Below are 16,115 nucleotides of genomic sequence, written 5' to 3'. Positions count from 1 at the left end.
GACAAGCGACAACAACACCTTGCCATGGTCGCAGCCGTCGTCTTGATCGCGCAGCAAAAACCCAGCTCACATTATGAAACCGTGTTTCCGAGCGGACAGGGTGGATTGCGGGTAGCGGTGTCCGAGTCAGGCTTGGAGCTCGAACAGCGTCATCGGCTCCTTGGCGTTGTAGAGCTGACTGGCGATGGTGGGACGGGCCCGGTAGCTGGCGATGTTCCCCCGAACGTCGGCGGCCGGGACGCCGGTTTTGCGGCAGAGCATAGGGATGGCGGTGTTATTGATGTAGGTCCGCGGCCTCCATACCCCCCGCCGCCGCCATCGTCTGCTGGCGGCGGCTCACTGACCCCAACCCGGCAGAGACTGACAACGGCTTGGAACGCAACCTGGGCTTCAGGCATCTCGATGGCCACCGAGCACGGATGCACAGCCGGTCAAGATTCGATCTGTTGTGACCCCTCAGCCATGGACGACATTGAAGATTCTTCCTCCCTGGGCGTCGAACACCTTGCGGCCTCCCAGGGGACGCTGGAGGACGACCTCTACTTCTTGAAGAGCGGTCGATCCGAAGCCGTGGCGGTTCGTTTCCCAGATGGGAAGCGTCACGGGGCACACGTCACGCAGCATGATCTTGACGTCGACCCGGTCCGGTAACTCGTCAGCTTCCGCGGAGGCCACGGCGGTGCAGAGCTTTCCGTCCGGGGTGGCATCGCCGAAGACTGTCACTTTCAGCGTCCTGGATCCGGGCGACGTTTCAACGCGGTGAATGGCCGCCATGGAGTCGGGTGCCCGGTGCTCGGTGCATGCGGAGAGCAGCAGGATCAGAGCCGCCGCCGCGAGCACCCGTCGCACTCTGGTCCTGCTGCTGTCCATTCTCCTAATGCTTTCTTATCTCGTACCCGGACGCGCGGACAGCGTCAGCGATGTCGGTATAGGTATGGGTACACGGCTTGTCGGCACTCGGCGTGTACTTCGTCGTGTTGGCGCCGCTAGTAATCCCCTTGGCGATGACGCCACCCTTGGCGAAGTTATAGACCGCGCCGCCGGAGTCGCCGTCCTCCTTGCAGGCATGAATGCTTTGCCCCTCGTCGGCCCAGCGGATACGGCCGCGGTAGTTCCCGTCCTTGTCGTAGTACTTGATCTTCCATCCTAGATGGACCACCTTCCATGAGCAGGAGTCTCCGGTTGTCGCTCCGCCCACGCAGTACTGATCGCCCACCTTCGACCGGACCGGGTCACGACCGATGACCCAATGCTTGATGGTGGTGTCGACGGGGCCGAAGAACATCGCGGTGGTGCCGGCTCTCGGGTTCGCGGGCGGGTGACCCACTTTGAGGAGCGCGAGATCGCCGTAGGTGGTCGTGTCGCCCGGTAGGCCGACCGTGCCCACGCCTTTCTTCCAGTTCGTCCAGACCACGTCTCCGAAGGTGAAGCTTTTGGCGTCCACGCAGTGACCAGCGGTCATGAACAGGTTGTCGGTCTCCGTCCCCCAGGCGAAGGCGGTGGTGCAGTTGCTCTGAGTCCCGTCACCGTTCAGGGACGTGAAGTGCGAATTGCCGTTGAGTTTGCCGATGTCGTTCTGTCGGCTGTCGGTTGCCATGCTGGTGGAGGCAGTGCCTGCGGAACGTTGGCCGGTGGTCGACACCCAGTCTTCCTCGGTACGGAGCCAGATCGCGACGTTGTTGACACCGTAGCGGTCAGCGAGAGCCCTACGCAGTTCCGGTGAGGCCGAGGTGGACTGCACGATGGCGAGGTTGCGCTCGTCCCAGATGTTGCCTGCGAAGATTGCTGCCTCCTCGGGAAGGCCGCTGGCCGGCTCCAGAGCGGCGTCGAGGATCTCGTTGAGCTGCTGCGCGCTGTTGGCGACTTCCACGACCCTCGGGGTGACGCTGAAGTCGGTGGTTGCCGGTGGCGCAATCGCTCCCTTGGCCGAGGGCGCGTCCTCATCCTCGAATCCAGAGCCGGCGAGCGTCGCGTCCACGAGACCTCGGGCGCTGGCCACGCCGCTGAGTAGCTGCCTGGCCGTGTCCCTTCCGGCAGTGGTGGCTGGAGCCACAAGATCTCCGGTAACTCGGTCGACATAGGGCCTGGCGAGCAGATCAGAGTGCTCATCCGTCCGGGTCTGCGCCATGTCAAGAGCAGCAGAGGAGGTGTCGCCGAGTTGGATGCTGTCGCCCCGCCAGCGGCCCGAGACCGTGAACACCTCGACGCCATCGGGACCGGCGGGATACAGCACGGTGGGCTCGGGGGCGGATCGGCCGGTTATGGTCAGCTTCGGCGGGTAGTCGGCGCTGTCGTGCTCGGAGGAGGCGAACGTTCGCCAGTTGTCGTCGCCGCTGGTCTCGCTCGGCGACTGAAGCGCGAGGCCCCAGTTGGGCGAACCGGACGCCCAGTTCTGAACGATGGGCGTCACCGACCATTCAAGTGCGGCGGGGTCGCACTCGGCCCCGTTGTAGGCCGCGGTGCTGGTCTGCGCGTGAGTGGCGCTGGTGGCGGGCTTGTTGTCCCATGTGAGATTGTCCTGGTCCCAGGCACCGGTGACTTCGCGTACTTGAATGCCGTCGCCGACGACGTCCCCACATCCAGGCGCGTCGGTGTTGAGCAGAGACAACTTCGCGTCGATGATGTCCTGCCCGATCACGGCATCGGCGTTGAATCGCAGGTAGATACGGTTGGTGATGCCGAAGATGGAGCCGGCGGTCATGAGCGGCCGGCTCGGGTCCGCGGGTACGCCGTCATCAGCCACATCCGCTTCCTTCGTCAGCGGCAGGCCGACCGTGGAGCTGATGGTGACGGGATAGCTGGTCGTCGAGTCGGCCAGATAGCCGGCGTCGGGCTTGACGACGAGGGCCTGACCGTTGCTTGAATCGATCACCTCTGCGGCGATGTGGCGGGCAGGCTGTCCGCGCTTGACGCCCTTCATGAAGGCCTTACCGGCGATCGCCGCCAGACGGCCCTTGGAGTCCGTGCCTTCGAGCGCGCTTCGTTTCGTCGGCGCGAGCTTCAACCCGTTCGCTTGGAGGGGGAAGGTGAATTCCGTGACCTTGCTCGGCCGGGCCCGCAGGATGATCTCGTAGCGAAACCCTGTTGCCAACGCTGTCACCGCCAGATCAGCCTGCGGTCCTGCGGCGTTCGGGTAGACGGCGGTGCTGCCTTTCACGGTGGCCTTGGGCAGGTCGCCTGGCCAGCCGAGGGTGAGGGATTCGTCCGAGGAGACAGTCAGCCGCGCGAGAGGCTTGTCCGCCCCTCCGGGGGAAATCTCAGTGGTGGCCTTGGCCACCTTGGGGGTCAGCGTTCCGTTCTGCTCGACGAGAGTGGTGTCGATCCAGGCCTATTGCGCGTCGGAGCGCTTTACCCGGACCGGTCTGGCCCACTCTTCGATGGTGAACGTGCCGTCAGGGCGACGGATGACGCGGCGGTCTTCGCTGGCGTAGCCGAGCAGTTCCACAGGCTGAGTCAGCTGTGCCGACGTGTCAGGTATCGGGGCAGCTCCCGCCGATGGGACGTGAGTCAGGGACAGGCTCGTGAGCAGTGCGGCGCCGAAGGCGGCCATGCGCTGTAAGTGAGAGGTCCGGTACGAAGGTAAGCGGTATTTGTCCACGCAAGTCTCCCTTGGTTGACTTATCGGGGAAAACCCGCGTAAATGTATATCGTCGTTCACTACATGATCAAGACCTTGGGCCTGCAAAATTCGCATATGCCCCAGAAGGCTTCATTGCAGACATTGGTCAGACGATGTGCGTGTGGGGTGCGGAAACTCAGCCGCCGAAGTTGACGTGGGGGTTTGTGGTTCAAGCATGATGAGGTCTCGGGCATCCTGCTGACGGTGTTGTGGTCTTCCCTCTACCTCTTCCTCGGGCGTGTCTTTGAGTTCCTGGTCCCTGCTGGGTCGCGGTGATCGGGCCAAGGTGGCGGAGATCATGGTGCTTCGTCATCAGGTTGCCGTATTGCACCGTCAGGTAAACCGGCCCGATCTCCGTCCGGGGGATCGGGTCGTGCTCGCGGCCTTGTCGCGGCGGCTTCCTCGCTCGTCGTGGGATGTCCTCTTCGTCACTCCCGCGACGTTGCTGCGCTGGCACCGTGCCTTGGTGACGCGCCGGTGGACCTACCGGTCCAAGCGCCTGGGCCATCCCTCTGCCCGCGGACGTCCGGGAGGCGGTGTTGCGCCTGGCCCGGGAGAATCCCTCGTGGGGCTATCAGCGCATCAGCGGTAAACTGGCTGGAGCCGGCCTTCGGATACCGCCCAGCACCGTGCGCGACATCCTCAAAAGAGCCGGACTCGATTCCGCGCCATGTCGCAGCGGTCCGAGTTGGAGTCAGTTCCTCAAAGCGCAGGCCGAGGGCATCTGGGCGTGTGATCTGTTCCACGTCGACACCATCTTTCTCAAGCGGCTCTACGTTCTGTTCTTCATCGAGCACGCCACCCGCGTGGTTCACGTCGCGGGCGTCACGGCGCATCCGACCGGAACCTGGGTCGCTCAGCAGGCCCGCAGCCTGGTCGTGAACCTGGGAGAGCGGGCCGAGGGAATCGCATTCCTCATTCGCGACCGAGACGCGAAATTCACCGCGGCCTTTGACGAGGTATTCACCTCACTCGGTGCCCGCGTCATCATGACGCCCGTTCGTGCGCCGGGAGCCAACGCGATAGCCGAGCGTTGGGTCGGCACCGTTCGAAGGGAATGCACCGATCGGCTGCTGATCTACGGTGAAACCATCTCCGCCGCGTCCTGCGGACATGCGAGCGGCATGACAACCGGCACCGTCCCCATCGCTCACTAGACCGTTGACCGCCTCAACCATCAGATGCCCCGGCTGTACCCATGGATCTTGATCAGGTCCGCCTGCAACGCCGGCAGGTGCTCGACGGTCTGATCAATCAGTACCGGCGGGCCGCATAGACGGGGCGGATAACCGCAGGTCAGAGGTCGTGTCCTGGTTTTCGCACCCCACAGCCTGTACAGCGTCAAAATACAGCCATGACGGCCCCGACCTGTGGTTTGACGGGGTCCGTACCTGCAGACAAGATCGCGTCTTGTGTTTGTCCGCCTGCTCTATCTGATCACGCTTCGGGTGTTCGGCTGGTTGATGTTGCTGGGCCGCAGTCAAGCGTCGAAGGACGCGGAGATCATGGTGTTGCGTCATGAGCGGTCTTGAACAGGTTCTCGGCGCGCTGGTAGGACTGGCACCCGCGCCTGGTGATCGGGTCGATTTCGTCGGTGGCGGGCACATACGGCCCGGAGGCGGGGGCGCGCCGGTCGGCCAGGAACATCAGCCCGCTGGTGCGGCTGGCCAGGAGGCACAGCAGTAGCCGGGCGGTGGCGGTAGCCCAGTGCGCATATTCGAAGGCGCCGCCTTTGGAGACGACGCGGGCGCGGCGGACCTTGGGGAGCGATGTCCTCAACGTTGAGAGACAAGATATCCCCACTCTGGCCGCAGCTCCGTACAGGAGGCTCCAGAACCCTCGTTCCCGCAGGGCGTGGGCGGGATCGGTGAACAGCGTCTCCAGCCGGGCGGTAGGGATGGCGCGCTCGCCTGGGAGGGCGGGTGTGCGGCGCTGCAGGTGGCGGGTGGGATTGGTGGCCAGCAGGTCCTGGGATTGGGCGCGTGGGGCGGAGGGAGCCGCTGGGCGAAACTCCCGGGTGGTCAGGACATCACCTTACGGATTGTCACGTACCAGTTAGGGCTGTTATCCGTTTTGTGATGATCGCACGTCTTGTCGGATGTGTCTGATTTTCTTACGTTGATCGTCGGAACGTGATCAGCTCCGAGCCGCGCGACCCGAGGCTGGGCCGTGGTGGAGAGCGACGGTTGGTGCCTTTGTTGGTGTCCTTCGTTGTGGTTCGGAGTGTGATGGCGTATGCGCCGGGTTTCGTCATGGCGTCGTTCGGCTGGGATGATCCTTACGCTTGCCGGGTTAGCACCGGGTCTGCTGGTGCTGCAGGCGTCGCCGGCCGTGGCTGTCCCTTTGGTGGGTGCGGTGGCGGACCTTGGTGCCTTACCCGTGGTGCCGCAGCAGATGATGGGGTCGGCAACGATGCTGCCGCCGTTGGTGCCCGCGACCGAGGTTCCGGCCGCGGCAAAGCCGTCGAATGGGTGGCGCTCGGAGGTGGAGCGGCCCAAGGGAGCGGTGCCGGTGGAGGACCGGACGGTGGATGCGGCGGACACCTCATCTGAGGATTCCGGGCTGGCGGCAGGGACGTTGCGGGCCGAGGCAGCCGATCAGGCGATCATGGCCGTGCCGACCCTGACGAATTGGTATCCGGCGCAGGGGCACCTGGTTGATTCGCTCACGCCCGCCTTGCGGGCGTGGGGGCTGAGCAACAACTCCAGCACCTCGAAGCTGTCGTATTTGTTCAAGCTGTGCGACAACGAGGCCATGACGACCAGCTGCACCGGCTCCGGCACATATGTGGCGAGTAACGCCAACAGCTGGAGCGTTCCGGCGGCCGGGAAGCTGGCCTGGGGTAAGCAGTACTGGTGGACGGTCACGGTCAAGGACTCCTACGACTCCTCCACCACCACCTCGCCGAAGCTGACGTTCCTCACCGGGGTACGCCAGCCGACGGTGACCTCGCAGCTGTCCTCCTCCGGCGTGGAGGGGCGGGAGTTCAACCAGCAGACCGGTAACTACACCACCACGTCAACGGATCTGCAGGTGGCCACGGTGGGGCCGCCGCTGTCGGTGGTGCGCACCTACAACAGCATGGACCCGCGTACGGACGGCATGTTCGGGGCTGGCTGGTCCACGCGCTGGGACATGAAGGTCGTCAAGGAGGTGCGCGGCGCCTCCACCTCGGCGCTGGTCACCTATCCGGATGGGCGGCAGGTGCGGTTCGCCTCGAACGGGGACGGGACGTTCCAGCCGCCGCCCGGCATGTACGCGACGCTGGTCCAGGAGAGCGGCGGCACCTGGCGGTTGAGGGACAAGGCCAACGCCATCTTTCTGTTTGATGCTGCCGGGCGGCTGACGAAGATGACCGACCAGCGGGGACGCAGCAGTGAGCTGACCTACGACACGGGCGGGAAGCTGTCGAAGGTGACCGGGGTCGGGGGCCGGTCGGTGACGTTCACCTGGCAGGGCAACCAGGTCGCGACGGTGTCCAGCGACCCGGTCGATGGCAAGGCGCTGACCTGGACCTACGGCTATGACCAGGGACGGTTGACGCAGGTGTGCGCGCCGGTGGCGGCGCCGAACTGCACCACGTATGAGTACGGGGGCGGGTCGCTGTATCGCAGCAGCGTGCTGGATTCGGACCCGTTCGGCTACTGGCGGCTCGGCGAGGCCACCGGCAACGCGATCGACCTGGGATGGGGCGCGGGGGATGCCACCTATGACGCCACCGCCAAGCGTGCCCAGCCGGGCGCGCTGGCCGGCACGACGGACGGCGCGGTCGAGCTGACCTCCACCACCGGGGTGCGGCCCAAGGAGGGGATCGTGCCGAAGATCGGCACGTACGCGACCATGGAGGCCTGGTTCAAGACCAGCTCCAGCTCCGCCGGCACTGTCATGTCGCTGCGCACCAGCAGCGGCGTCAAGGAGGAGGTGTTCGGGGTCGGTACCGACGGCAAGCTGCGCAGCTCCTACCAGCCGACCGCCACCCCGATCACGTCCGCGGCGCCGGTCAACGACGGCGCCTGGCACCACGCGGTGCTCACCGTCTCCGGCAACCTGCAGACCTTGTATCTGGACGGTGCGGTCGTCGGCACACTTACCGGAACCATCACCGGCACGGAGAGCCGGTACGTCACCACGATCGGTGGGATAGCCGTCTGGTGGACGAGGTCGCCATCTACGACCGCCCGCTCACCGCGAACGAGGTGCAGCGGCATCACGCCGCCCGTACCGGCGCCTCGCACAAGCTGGCCAAGGTGACGTTGCCGTCCGGCAGGGTGCACGCGGTCAATACCTACGACGACAAGACTGACCGCATCGCCACCCATACTGATGCCGACGGCGGCACCTGGAAGATCGGCACTGTCGGGATCGAGCAGCAGTCCGGCGAGGCCCAGGTGATCGTGTTGGACCCGGACAACAAAGAGCTCAAGTACCTGTATGACGCCGGGCGCGGCTACCGCATCCGCGGCGTGACCGACCAGCGGCAGTTCACCACCTGGTACGAGTACGACCAGGCGGGCTTCCTGAGCAAGGTGATCGACCGCAACGACATCTACCAGGACGAGCGCGGCAACACCGTGGGCCGGAAGTACTGCCGGGCAGCGGGCGAGTGCGCTATCGAGTACTGGACCTACTACCTCAACGAGAACGACCCGTTCGACCCACGCAACGACCAGGTAAAGGCGTATCGAGACGGCCGGTCGGCGAGCGACACCGACCCTGCCTACGCCACCACCACCGAGTACAACACCTTCGGCGAGCAGACCAAGGTGACCACCCCGGCCACGGACGACTTCCCGCAGGGCCGCTCGGAGAGCATCGCCTACACCGACGGCACCGAGCCGGCGGTAGGCGGCGGCACCACCCCGGCCGGTCTGACGAAGAGTAAGACCGACGCACGCGGCAGCACGTGGGAATACCGCTACACCGCGGCCGGTGACCTGGCCGAGCAGACCGGCCCCGAAGGCCTGGTCACGAAGCTGGAGTATGACGTGCTGGGCCGGATGATCGCCAGCACGCGCGTCTCGGAGGCGGTTCCGAGCGGGGCTAAGACCACCTTCGCCTACGACGGCTGGAACCGCCTGACCACCAGCACCGCTCCGGGCGTGAAGAACGAGATTTCGAACGTCACTCACACAGGGCAGACCCGCACCATTTACGATCCTGACGGTAATCCGCTGACTCAGACGATTGCCGACCTGACCGGCGGGGAGCCGGACCGGGTGACGACCTACACCTATGACCCGCGTGGTCGCCAGGACTCGGTCACCGGCCCGGAGGGCGGGATCGCCCGGCAGGAGTGGAACCACCGCGGCCAGGTCGTCCGCACCACCGACGCGCGCGGCACGGTGATCGAGCAGGCCTACACCGTACGGGGTGAACTGTATACGAGCACGCTGAAGGGTTGGACCGGCAGCCCGGTCAACCCGCAGCCGGCCACGGACGTACTGCTGGAGACCCGCGCTTACGACGCGGGCGGGCGGCTGGAAACCGTCAAGGATGTGATGGGCCGAACGTCCAAGAACGACTATTGGATGGACAACCGGCTCAAGGAACAGATCGCCGTCAAAGCCAGGCTGAACGACCCCACCGCCACACCGCGGGATGTGCTGGTCAAGGCCGAGGAGTACGACGCGGCCGGCAACCTGATCACCCAGGTGGACGGTAAGCAGGCGAACGGCCAGGACATCGTTACGATCTTCGTATACGACCGAGCCAGCCGATTGGTGACGCAGGTGCTGGACCCCCGCTCGGCCCAGAACCCGAAGGGGCTCGAGCGCGTGACTGAGTTCGGCTATGACGCCAACGGCAACATCGCCAAGACCACCCGCACGGCCGCCGACAGCGACGGCCGCACCGAAACGACCAGTTACCTTTACAACAAGCTGAACCAGCAGACCCGCCAGACCGTAGAAAACGGCGATGAAGACGTGGTGTCCACCACCGATTACGATGATCGCGGATTGCCCGTCGCCACCACCGACCCGCGCGGCAACGCAGACGGTGCCAATGCTGCCGACTACACCAGCACGATCCGCTACGACATCCTGGACCGGCTGGTGGAAACCAAGGCGCCGCAGGTGCAGGCGGACAAGAACGGCACCGCCGCCCCAGCCCGTCCAGCGACGCTGGTTGGCTACGACACGGTGGGCAATCAGACCCATCAGCGCGACGCTGAGGGCCGCACCGTCACCTCGACTTTCGACAAGGCCGGCCAGTTGGTCAGCAGTACGGCGCCGGCTTACACGCCGCCTGGCGGCAGCGCGATCACCTCGACCGTCGAGCGCGCCTATGACAAGGCTGGACAGCTCATCCGCACCACCGATCCGCGCGACAACGTCACCACCTACGAGTACGACCAGCTCGGCCGTCAGGTCCGCGTCACCGACCCCGCGCCCGACGAAGGGCAGACCGCCGGCACGTGGGTGACCGAGTACGACATGGCGGGCGAGAAGCTGGCCATCGTCGATCCGACCGGCGCTCGTGCTCAGGCCACCTACGACGACCTCGGCCGGCAGATCACCGCGACCCAGATCGAGCGCAAGCCTGCCAGCGCCGCTTACACCACCAAGATGGAGTACGACGACGCTGGCCGGCTGGTCAAGCAGACCGTGCCCGGCTTCGGGACGGGCACCAAGTCCACCAGCTTCACTCTCAACGCGGCCGGCGAGGTCGAGACTGTCACCGACCCGGCAGGCAACGTGACCACCGAGTACGACCTGGCCGGCCGCCCGGTCAAGACCCTCGATGCGAACAAGAACGTCAGCCGCGCCGAGTATGACTTGGTCGGCCGCAAGGTCACGGTTAAGGACCTGCACGTGACCGATACCGGCGACGAGACGCCGCTGCGCACCTACGGATACGGCTACGACCTGGCGGGCAACCCGACCAGCGCCACCTCTCCCGAGGGCCACGTCACCCGGCGGACCTTCGACGCGCTGAGTCGCCTGACCTCGCTTATCGAGCCAGTCTCGGCCAGCCAGTCGATCACCACCAGTTTCGGTTACGATGCCACTGGCGCCCGCACCCGCATCACCGATGGGCGGGGCAATGCCACCTGGACCAGCTACAACAGCCTAGGTTTGGTGGAAACGGTGACCGAGCCCTCCACAACGGCGCACCCGAACGCGGCCGACCGCACCTGGACCCATGTCTACGATGAGGCCGGAAACCCGAAGGCCACCATCCAGCCGGGCGGGGTGCGCATCGACCGTACCTTCGACCGCCTGGGCCGGCTCACCAAGGAGAGCGGCGCAGGCGGCGGCGCCGCCACAGCCGAGCGGACGTTCGGCTACGACCTGGCCGGCCGCCGCACCACCGCCGGTGACCTGACGGTCGACTACAACGACCGCAGCCTGCCGCTCAAGGTCTCGCGCGGCACCGTCCAGGAGACCGCCTACGCCTACGACGGGATTGGCAGCCCCCTCCAGCGCATCGATGCCAGCGGCACTGCCACCTTCACCTACGACAGCGCCAACCGGCTGAAGACCGCCACTGACCCGGTGACCAGCCGTACCCTCACCTACGGCTACGACGCGGCCAGTCGGTTGAAGACCATCACCGCCACCGGCACGGCCAGCACCCAGACCATCGACTACTACGACACGGACCAGGTCAAGAGCCAGACGCTGAAGAACGGCTCCGGCACCCAGCTTGCGAAGATCACCTACGGGTGGGACGACGACGACAACCTCACCACCAAGACCACTGCCGGTACCGCCGGGGCGGGCACCAACACCTACGGCTACGACCACGCCGGCCGCCTCACGTCTTGGACCGCCCCAGGCGGCGCGGTCACCGGGTATGAATGGGACGCTGCCGGCAACCGGACCAAGGCCGGCAACGCGACGTTCACCTATGACGAGCGCAACCGTCTCACCTCCGGTGACGGCACCGACTACACCTACACGCCGCGCGGCGTGCTGGCGACCAGCACCAAGGCAGGCACGCCCACCCCCTACACGTTCGACGCCTTCGATCGGCTCATCGCCGACGGCGACAACCTCTACAGCTACGACGCCACGGACCGGATGACCAGCCGCATCCGCGGCACCGCCAAGCACACCTTCGCCTACAGCGGGCTGAGCAACGACCTGGCCGCCATCGCCGACAGCGGTGGCACCGTTCAGGCCAAGTACGCCCGCGACACTGTCGGAGGCCTGCTCGGCCTGAAGGAGGGCACCGGCGCCGCGATGGCGGCGCTAAGCGACCTGCACGGCGACCTGGTAGCCACCTACACCACCACCCTGCAGACCTCCACCGCCTACGACCCGTTCGGCATCGTCACCGCCCAAACCGGCAACAAGACGAACCTCGGCTACCAGGGCGAATACACCGACCCGGACACCGGCAAGGTCAACATGCACGCCCGCTGGTACCAGCCCGGCACCGGCACCTTCACCGGCCGCGACACCGCCACCCTCAACCCCAACCCCTCCGTCCAGGCCAACCGCTACACCTACGCCAACGCCTCACCCCTCACCGGCACCGACCCCACCGGCCACTACACCATCGACAACGGATCGCTCGGTGGGACCGGGTACGGCGGCTCCGGATCGAGCGGCGGCTACACCACCATCCCCGCGGGCGGCTACAGCAGCTCGGGATCGTCAGGGGGCGGACAGTGCATCGGCAGTTGCGGCCGAGAAGAGGGCGGCGGAGCTATCGCCTGCATGACCTGGGGCTGCGGCGGAGCCATTGTCGACCCGAGCTGGGCCCGGATGATCGAGCTGGAGAACGAAAAGAAGTTCTGGCTCGGCGACGACGAAATCAAGAGGTGGGGTATGAAGGTTATGCCCAACGGTCGGCCCCGTCGACCAGCCCAACTTCTGGTTCGCCAGCGAAAAGGTCCGTAACGAATACATGGACAACTGGTCCCCGGACCTGACGCATAAAGAACTGATGAGCAGCTGGGTGAGGGCTGGTGGACTGGCCTCCATCAAGGCGATGGAACGAGCCGCCGCTGCGAACCCCAACGACCCGCGACTGGCAGGCTTCAAGCTGCCGAGGGCAGACGACTACCTCTTGAATACTCGCGCCCGCGCCTATGTGACGCCTATCACTGATCCTCGCCTCGCATACTTTAAGAAATATCAATTCCTCGTAGACTATGCAGGCAAGATTAAGGCAGCTGCGAAGAGGTGGGGGGTGCCAGCAGAGGCGCTGGCCGCAGTAATCATCTACGAGTATGCGGATCTCGAAACAGTTGGAACCCGAGTTGCTACAGATCACGGGCTGACGAAGGCGGCGAAAAAGTTTCTCGGTATAGACAGAAAGACCTCGTACGGGCTGGCACAACTTGAGCCTTACAAGGTCCAGCGCGCCTTAAAGTACTTCAAGAAGAAGGAATTGGGTGTCGAGGCCATCATTGACAAACTCCTCACTCCCGAAGGCTCCTTCGATTACGCCGCGATGTATCTTAAGTACTTGAAGAAGACGATCACGGTCCGCAAGACCTCCGACGGAGGGGGATACTATAATGCGCCGATCAGCTGGGAGGATGCAACGGTTGCCTATTGCGGATGCGCCGGAGTGACGGAGAGTAAAAGCACGGGCAAGTGGAGTACGAAGGCGTACACCGATTGGATGGCCGGTAATCCTCTGAGGACTCAGGACAATGAGGAGGGAGTTAGGCGGTACAATGCCATGCAGAATGGCGGATGGGCCTATGAGGCTTCCCGAGAGTACTTGAAAGAATATGGATGATACGATCCGTGTTTGCTTTGCGGTGGAGGGAGGTGCCGCGTCGATGGTCAGGCGCCTATTAGTAATGCTGTGTATGCTAGCGGCGATTTCAGGTTGCACGTCATGGCTGCCTGAGACGGTGATTAAAGTCGATCCTGTCGCGATCAACGAAGTTCGCAGCATCGGCCGCGTCGTTACGCGGACCACGGCGGATCCCGAATATAAGCGAACTGTACAAGTCATAGAGATTTTAGTGTTCGACGTGAACGCTTCCGATTTCACCGAAGCGCTTGGCGTGGCGCGCGGACGTCTGGAGCAACGTGGCTGGAGCGTGGTTGGCTCTGCTGACGCTCCAATCGAGATGGAGTCGAATCGTTGGAAGGGGACGACCGTAAGACTTGGTAAACTGGAGGATATAGATCCGCTAGGAGCAAGGCTGGAGCCAGAGGCGGAAAAAGCACTGCAAGCTGATCCGGCGAAATCGGGCTATATCTTGGTATCACTATCGAGTGTAGGAGAGTGAGCCATAGAGTTGCTTACTCGCCGCTCTCGACCTTCGGGATCTTCTTGGTGCGTCGCATCTACGCGATCAGTGGCCCCTCTTCGTCTCCATGCGTCCGATAGTGCAGCCCGTCCCGGTTGGCGTTGCGGAGCGCCCGCCCGAGCTTGGGCGAACGTGCCGACAACCGCATGGTCGTCTCCTCCCCGTACCGCCACGTGGAGGCCGTTGATACTCCGAAACCTGTCGCGCGGGTGGCTTATAGCCAGCGTGCCACGGTCACCAGCGTCCGAGGCTTACAGCAGGCAAGCGGTGCAGCCGGACAGCGGCGGCTGACTGACCGGCAGCGGATCGGCGCCCTGGAATTCGAGCACTACGGCGAAGAGCATGAGCACCAGCACCATCTCCCCGGCCGGCCAGGACTTCCAGTAGCGCTGCTTGCAGGCCGGCATCAGGGCTCGCCGGCGGCCTGGGAGATCACGCAGGGCGTTAGGAATGTCCTGAGATCTTGGTGGTCTGGCCAGATCAGGCTCGGGAATTCAGGCTCGGGTCATGATGGGCCGTCGGAGGATTCCGGCCGGGCCTGAGGTGTGAGTCGTGTGCTGGGAGTTGATTCCGGCCGGGAGCGTGTTCGCGTTCCTGGCCGAACACCGGCAGGTGTTGTTCCCGCCGCAAGCGTTCGCGGACATGTACGCGCCGATGAATGGGCGTCCATCGGTGCCGCCGGGCCTGCTGGCCACGGTGGTGGTGCTGCAGGCGCTGCATGGATTGTCCGATGAGGAGGCGGTGGCGGTGCTGCGGTTCGACCTGCGCTGGAAGGCCGCCTGCGGGCTCGGCCTGTATGAGCAGGGATTCGATCCGTCGCTGTTAACGTATTTCCGGCGTCGGCTGGCCCGCTCGTCGGATCCGGACCGGATCTTCCAGGCCGTCCGCGCCGTGGTGGAGCAGACCGGGGTGCTGGCGGGCCGGACTCGGCGGGCGCTGGATTCGGCGGTGCTGCTGGATGCGGTCGCCACCCAGGACACCATCACCCAGCTGATCGCCGCCATCCGCCGGGTGGCCCGCTAGGTACCCGGCGCGACCGCGCTCGTGGCGGCACACTGCCACGCCCACGACTCCGCCGACCCGGGCAAGCCGAAGATCGCCTGGGACGACGAGGAGGCCAAGAACGCCCTGGTCAGCGGCCTGGTCACTGATGCGCTCACTCTGCTGGACCACCTGGCCGGCTAGGACTTGGACGAGCCGGCCGAACACGCGGTCGGCCTGCTGGCCCTGATCGCCGATCAAGGCGTCGAACCCGCCGACGGCTCCGACGGCACCGACGGACGGTGGCGGATCGCCCGCCGCACCCGCACTCGATAGGATCATCTCCACCGTCGACCCGCAGGCCCGCCACATCCATTGGAGTGGTCAGCACCGTGACGACGGCTACAAGGCTCGCTTGGCGGTCGAGCCGGAGACCGGGCTGTTCACCGCCGTCGCGTTACGCCCCGGTACTGGAGCATCCCATCACGAGGCCGCCGTCGCCCCCGACCTGCTCGCCGCCGAGGACGGCCAGCTGCAGATCCTGGCCGATGCCGCCTACTCCGCCGCCGAGCTACGCGCCGCCCTCACCGACGCCGGACACCGGCTGCTGATCAAACCGCCCGCACTTAAGCCCACCGTGGCCGGCGGATTCACCCTCGACGACTTCGTCATCGACACGAGCGTCGGCCCGTCACCTGCCCCGCCGGGCACACCGTCCCGCTCGCCGACCCGGCAGGCCGCTACCGGCAGCGCCGCGCCACCTTCACCTTCACCGGCCTGTGCGCCGCTTGCCCTTTGCATGATCGCTGCACTACCGCCAAGACTGGCCGCGTGGTGACCATCCGCCCGCACCACGATCTACAAGCCGCAGCCCGCTACCAAGCCGCCACCGACCTCGCCTGGCAGGACGACTACCGACGCTGGCGGCCCATGGTGGAGCGCGCCGTAGCCTGGCTGGTCGCCTGCGGCAACCGCCGTCTGCCCTACCGCGGCAGCCACGCCAACGACCGCTGGCTCCACCACCGCGCCGCCGCCCTCAATCTCCGCCGCCTGGTCAACCTCGGACTCACTCACACCAGCGGCATCTGGACTCTCGTCCCGATCACTCCATAACAAGAGGGTGAGCCAGCCCATGCCGACTCACCCATCAAGATCTGCAGGACATTCCTAGCGTCCGCAAAGGGTCTGTACGGTCACTGGCTCTGGCCCACTTTCGGTGGTGACGGAACGTGATAGTTCGTGTCGTTACATGGCTATCTCGGGGTGCTGTGTCAGCGTGACGCCGGTGTGACG

Annotated in this window: 11 protein-coding genes and 1 pseudogene; 6 read left to right on the top strand and 6 right to left on the bottom strand. The window is 65.2% G+C overall.

What is annotated here, in order from left to right; all coding sequences use genetic code 11:
• Positions 1 to 126: 126 nt before the first annotated feature.
• From ACIHFD_RS66765 to ACIHFD_RS66750, 4 genes are all read right to left on the bottom strand, one after another.
• Positions 127 to 261, bottom strand: a complete 135-nt coding sequence (locus ACIHFD_RS66765; RefSeq protein WP_397375782.1) for a hypothetical protein — start codon at positions 259 to 261, stop codon at positions 127 to 129.
• Positions 262 to 456: 195 nt separating this feature from the next.
• Positions 457 to 840 (bottom strand): hypothetical protein, encoded by a 384-nt coding sequence (locus tag ACIHFD_RS66760; protein WP_397375781.1) that lies wholly within the window; start codon positions 838 to 840, stop codon positions 457 to 459.
• 34 nt (positions 841 to 874) lie between these two features.
• Positions 875 to 3,277, bottom strand: coding sequence for a DNRLRE domain-containing protein (locus ACIHFD_RS66755; RefSeq protein WP_397375780.1), 2,403 nt, complete (start codon positions 3,275 to 3,277; stop codon positions 875 to 877).
• 51 nt (positions 3,278 to 3,328) lie between these two features.
• Entirely contained in the window at positions 3,329 to 3,598 is a 270-nt protein-coding gene (locus ACIHFD_RS66750; RefSeq protein WP_397375779.1) for a hypothetical protein, read from the bottom strand.
• A 650-nt stretch (positions 3,599 to 4,248) separates the two neighbouring features.
• Here ACIHFD_RS66750 and ACIHFD_RS66745 point away from each other — a divergent pair.
• Entirely contained in the window at positions 4,249 to 4,776 is a 528-nt protein-coding gene (locus ACIHFD_RS66745) for a hypothetical protein (protein ID WP_397375778.1), read from the top strand.
• 346 nt (positions 4,777 to 5,122) lie between these two features.
• Here ACIHFD_RS66745 and ACIHFD_RS66740 read toward each other — a convergent pair whose 3' ends face one another.
• A complete protein-coding gene (locus ACIHFD_RS66740) occupies positions 5,123 to 5,398 on the bottom strand; it encodes a hypothetical protein (protein WP_397375777.1) in 276 nt (91 codons plus the stop codon).
• Between the two features lie 576 nt (positions 5,399 to 5,974).
• Here ACIHFD_RS66740 and ACIHFD_RS66735 point away from each other — a divergent pair.
• From ACIHFD_RS66735 to ACIHFD_RS66720, 4 genes are read left to right on the top strand one after another with little or no spacing between them, the layout of a single operon-like run.
• On the top strand, positions 5,975 to 7,870 hold the full coding sequence (locus ACIHFD_RS66735) for a DUF6531 domain-containing protein (RefSeq protein ID WP_397375776.1): 1,896 nt from the start codon (positions 5,975 to 5,977) through the stop codon (positions 7,868 to 7,870).
• Complete coding sequence (locus ACIHFD_RS66730; protein WP_397375775.1) at positions 7,771 to 12,468, top strand: RHS repeat-associated core domain-containing protein; 4,698 nt, start codon at positions 7,771 to 7,773, stop codon at positions 12,466 to 12,468. Before ACIHFD_RS66735 ends, ACIHFD_RS66730 begins: the two co-directional genes overlap by 100 nt.
• 46 nt (positions 12,469 to 12,514) lie before the next feature.
• Entirely contained in the window at positions 12,515 to 13,318 is an 804-nt protein-coding gene (locus tag ACIHFD_RS66725) for a hypothetical protein (protein WP_397375774.1), read from the top strand.
• Complete coding sequence (locus ACIHFD_RS66720; RefSeq protein WP_397375772.1) at positions 13,311 to 13,820, top strand: hypothetical protein; 510 nt, start codon at positions 13,311 to 13,313, stop codon at positions 13,818 to 13,820. Before ACIHFD_RS66725 ends, ACIHFD_RS66720 begins: the two co-directional genes overlap by 8 nt.
• 272 nt (positions 13,821 to 14,092) lie before the next feature.
• On the opposite strand, the gene ACIHFD_RS66715 is transcribed toward ACIHFD_RS66720, so the two are convergent.
• Complete coding sequence (locus tag ACIHFD_RS66715; RefSeq protein ID WP_397375771.1) at positions 14,093 to 14,248, bottom strand: hypothetical protein; 156 nt, start codon at positions 14,246 to 14,248, stop codon at positions 14,093 to 14,095.
• Positions 14,249 to 14,393: 145 nt separating this feature from the next.
• On the opposite strand from ACIHFD_RS66715, the pseudogene ACIHFD_RS66710 reads away from it, so the two are divergent.
• Positions 14,394 to 15,935, top strand: a pseudogene (locus tag ACIHFD_RS66710) (IS1182 family transposase).
• The last annotated feature ends 180 nt before the right edge of the window (positions 15,936 to 16,115 follow it).

The sequence above is a fragment of the Nonomuraea sp. NPDC051941 genome, from assembly GCF_044593615.1.
This window is presented reverse-complemented; position numbering and strand designations above follow the sequence as displayed.

Coding starts and splice junctions, on each gene's coding strand:
- ACIHFD_RS66715 (WP_397375771.1), bottom strand. CDS start 14,248: ATGCCGGCCTGCAAGCAGCGCTACTGGAAGTCCTGGCCGGCCGGGGAG.
- ACIHFD_RS66720 (WP_397375772.1), top strand. CDS start 13,311: ATGGATGATACGATCCGTGTTTGCTTTGCGGTGGAGGGAGGTGCCGCG.
- ACIHFD_RS66725 (WP_397375774.1), top strand. CDS start 12,515: ATGAGCAGCTGGGTGAGGGCTGGTGGACTGGCCTCCATCAAGGCGATG.
- ACIHFD_RS66765 (WP_397375782.1), bottom strand. CDS start 261: ATGCTCTGCCGCAAAACCGGCGTCCCGGCCGCCGACGTTCGGGGGAAC.